This window comes from Candidatus Caldatribacterium sp., from assembly GCA_014359405.1.
Lineage (GTDB): Bacteria > Atribacterota > Atribacteria > Atribacterales > Caldatribacteriaceae > Caldatribacterium > Caldatribacterium oleiphilum.
This window is the reverse complement of sequence record JACIZN010000155.1, coordinates 1-3,615: the sequence shown is the minus strand read 5'-3', so window position 1 is coordinate 3,615 and position 3,615 is coordinate 1. Positions and strand designations below refer to the sequence as shown.

Genomic DNA, 3,615 nt, shown 5'->3' with positions numbered 1-3,615 from the left:
ACCGGGAAGTCCTCCATGGGAGAGTGGTGAAGCTCATGGACCTCTTGAAACGGGCTGGAGTGGAGCGTATGGCCATTGCCACCCAACCGGGAGAGGAGGAGTAGGGTGGTTTTCAACGAGAGGCGTGTGTGGTCTGTGTCTTTTGTGATTTCTGTTGCTATCAATATCGCGTTTCTTGCGGTTTTCTCCTTCTGGCTTTTATCCATCCGGGTGCCGAAAATAGAGGAAAAGCCTGTGGTGGTAGAACTTATGGAAATTCCCGCAAAAGAGGCCCCTCAAGGTACCACTCCTCGGGAGGTAACCCGGGCGGAGCTTCGACCTCCTGAAGAGCTCAGGACCGAGGAGTCCTTGCAACCACAGGTACAGAGCGAGTTAGCCGCAAAGGTGGAGACAGAGCGGCAGCAAGTTCGCCTTCCCAAACCTCCGGTGGATCTTCCGAAAGTTGAGAATCCCCTTGGAGAAGCTGCTCCCTCTGGGGAGAAGATTTTCACCCCTGGGGAGGAGCTTGAGGTAGAGGAGAGAATGCGGTGGGAAGGTCCTGAGGCAGAAGCAACCCTTCGTGGTCTCTTTGAGGAAAAAGGAAGGTCAAACCTTCTTGCGGATCTTGCCGAGGAAGGCCTCACAAGGAGCGAAGGCCTGGTTGGGGAGACGCTGGCAACAGGAGAGCTCACTCCTCCGGAAGGCGCCTTTGAGCGTCGTTCTCCCTTCACTCGGAGACCCTTTGCCTTCGCCATCGAAAATACTCCCCAAGCTCGCCCTCAGTATGGGCTGAGCCGGGCAAGTGTGGTCTACGAGATGCTCACCGAAGGTGGTATCACTCGATTTCTTGCTGTTTTTGAGCCTCAATCCCAGGGACGTGTGGGACCGATTCGCAGTGCTCGTCCGTACTTTGTCCTGAAGGCTTTTGAGCACGATGCGGTTCTCGTGCACAGTGGGGGAAGCGTAGAGGCTTACTCGTACCTTCGGGAGCTTGCCGTCGACCATATTGACGAGCAGAAGAATTTTCGTCCCTTCGAACGGGTTCGGGATCGTCGTCCACCACACAACCTCTACGTGCTTTTCCCAAGTCTTCTTGAAGAGGCTCAGCTTCTTGGCCTTGCTCGTCCGGTACGTTCGGTGACTTTTTCCGTTCTTCCTCCGGGAGAAAGCCCGCAAGGGAAGGATGCGCCTCAGGTTGAAATCCGGTATACTCGGGATTACCGAGTTCGATTCACCTACGATTCAGAACGTCGGGTGTACTTCCGTTCTATCAACGGGGAACCCCATCGGGATGGGGAGACGGGGCTGCAGCTTTTCTGTGGAACGGTGATTGTTCAGGTTGCAGAGCACAGGGTTAAGGATGCAGAGGGGAGGGTTGAAATTCGCTTCATCGGGAAGGGCTCAGGGTGGATGTTCCTTGGAGGAAAGGTGGTTCCCATTACCTGGGAGAAGAAGAGCATGAGGGATAAGACCCATTTTTACCTTCCCGATGGAAGAGAAGCAAGAATTGCTCCAGGTCCAGTTTGGATTGAGGTTGTAGATTCCCAGGAAAAGGTGGTGTTCTGATGCACCGTGTTCTCTTTTCTATCGGCCACTTTCCGGTGTACTCATACGGAGTGCTCCTTGGTATTGCTTTCCTTGTGGGTATCCTTTTTGCCGTTCGGAGGGCTCCCCGGTTTGGCATTCTCCCTGAGAGCGTGGTGGAGGCGGCATCGCTGTGCATTATCGGGGCCATCCTGGGATCAAGATTTGCCTATGTCCTCCTTCACTTTGATTACTACCGACACTACCCCCTCCACATACTCTCCTTCCGTGAGGGGGGGTTAACGTTCTACGGTGGGGTCGCGGGAGCCATTGTGTTGACCGTGCCGTACCTCTACCACAGGCGGTACAAGCTCGCGGCTTTTTTTGATCTTTTTGCTCCCCCTCTTGCCCTGGGGTACGCCATTGCTCGGGTTGGCTGTTTCCTCAACGGATGCTGCTATGGGCGCATCTCGCCCTTTTCTTTCTTTCCTCTCGGTGTAAAGTTTCCAGACCTTGAAGGATTCCGCTACCCTACGCAGGTGTACGCCATTGGGTACTCGCTCATCATCTTCCTCATTCTCCTTCGGATTGAGAGAGCGCGGCATTTCCAGGGAGAGCTTTTCCTTGACTACCTTGTCCTTTACGGAATAGCCCGATTCCTCATTGAGTACCTTCGGGATGAGCCGTTCTCTGTCCTTGGGTTTCTCACCCTGGGACAGGCTGCATGCCTTGGCATCATTCTCTTTGCCCTTGTTCTGAAAGGGGTGCTCAGAAGACGTGTCCAGCCGTCGGCCTGAAGAGCTCCTCGAGGCGTTTCTGCACTTCCTTTTCTGGGAACAGCGGGTGGCCGAGAATACGGTTCTTGCGTACCGTCAGGACATCACGAGCTTCCTCCGCTTCCTCAAGGAGCGTGGAGTGGAAGACTTTGCCGACGTGGACCTCAGCACCCTTGAGGCTTTCGTAGCGCATGAGTCCCAGGCGGGCCTGAAGCCGGCAACCCTTGCGCGCCGCATCTCTGCGCTCCGCACGTTCTTTCGCTTCCTCGTTCGGGAAAAGGTCACCCGGGAGAATTTGGCAAAACTCCTCGATGCTCCTCGCATTCAGAGGCGTCTCCCCGAAGTGCTCACGGTTGCAGAGGTGGAAGCGCTCATTTCTGCCTGTGATACGAGGACACCTTACGGAATTCGGGATCGGGCCATACTTGAGCTCATGTACTCGAGTGGTCTCAGGGTGAGTGAGGTGGTTCTCCTTGAATTCCAGCACCTTGATCTTGAGGAGCAGATGCTCCGGCTCTGGGGGAAGGGCTTCAAGGAACGTATCGTTCCTTTTGGGGAAAGGGCAAAAGAGGCACTCCTTGCGTACCTTAAGGGTGCCCGGCGTTTTCTCCTCAAAGGCAGAAGGAGCAAGTACATTTTTATCAGCGGTCCCACCGGGAAACCACTGAGCCGCCAGAGCGTCTGGAACATGGTGAAGCGATACGCTCTTCAGGCAGGTATCACGAAGCACATCACTCCCCACACGCTCCGCCACACCTTTGCAACACACCTTCTTGAAGGGGGTGCAGAGCTCCGGGTGGTCCAGGAGTTCCTTGGGCACAGTGATATTGCAACGACCCAGGTGTACACTCATGTCAACAGGAAATTCCTGCGTGAGTCTTACGAACGAGCATTCCCGAGAAAGTAATTGGAGGTGGTGAGGATGGAACTTCGTAAACAAATCGAGGAGAGTGTTCGGTTCATTCAGGAGAGGATTCGTTTTACCCCTCGTATCGGCATTATCCTGGGAACAGGACTTGGGAAACTCGTGGACGAGGTGGAGATTGACCGGGTTATCCCGTACGAGGAGATTCCCCATTTCCCGGTCTCTACCGTTGAAACACACCGGGGAAATCTCGTTCTCGGTTTCCTCTCGGGAAAACCCGTTGTGGTCATGCAAGGGCGTTTCCACTACTATGAAGGGTATACCCTGCAGCAGGTGACCTTTCCGGTACGGGTTATGAAGGGTCTTGGGGCGGAAGTGCTCATTGTGAGCAATGCGGCAGGAGGTCTCAACCGGAACATGCGTCGTGGGGACCTTATGATTATTACCGACCACATTAACCTCCTTGGGGAT

General features: G+C 54.7%; 5 protein-coding genes. All 5 read left to right on the top strand.

Annotated features, from left to right (window positions below):
- Window positions 1–104 (top strand): biopolymer transporter ExbD (locus H5U36_09665; GenBank protein MBC7218375.1); only part of this gene is annotated, 104 nt, incomplete at its 5' end.
- A 1-nt stretch (window position 105) separates the two neighbouring features.
- Complete coding sequence (locus H5U36_09660) at window positions 106–1,545, top strand: DUF3048 domain-containing protein (protein ID MBC7218374.1); 1,440 nt, start codon at window positions 106–108, stop codon at window positions 1,543–1,545.
- Window positions 1,545–2,300: a prolipoprotein diacylglyceryl transferase gene (gene lgt, locus H5U36_09655; protein ID MBC7218373.1), complete on the top strand. Its 756-nt coding sequence runs from the start codon at window positions 1,545–1,547 to the stop codon at window positions 2,298–2,300. Before H5U36_09660 ends, lgt begins: the two co-directional genes overlap by 1 nt.
- Window positions 2,281–3,186, top strand: coding sequence for a site-specific tyrosine recombinase XerD (gene xerD, locus H5U36_09650; protein ID MBC7218372.1), 906 nt, complete (start codon window positions 2,281–2,283; stop codon window positions 3,184–3,186). Before lgt ends, xerD begins: the two co-directional genes overlap by 20 nt.
- Window positions 3,187–3,201: 15 nt before the next feature.
- A partial coding sequence (locus H5U36_09645) for a purine-nucleoside phosphorylase (GenBank protein ID MBC7218371.1) occupies window positions 3,202–3,615 on the top strand: 414 nt, incomplete at its 3' end.

Excerpts from the sequence above, each read along its gene's own strand:
- lgt (MBC7218373.1), top strand. The coding sequence starts at position 1,545 with ATGCACCGTGTTCTCTTTTCTATCGGCCACTTTCCGGTGTACTCATAC.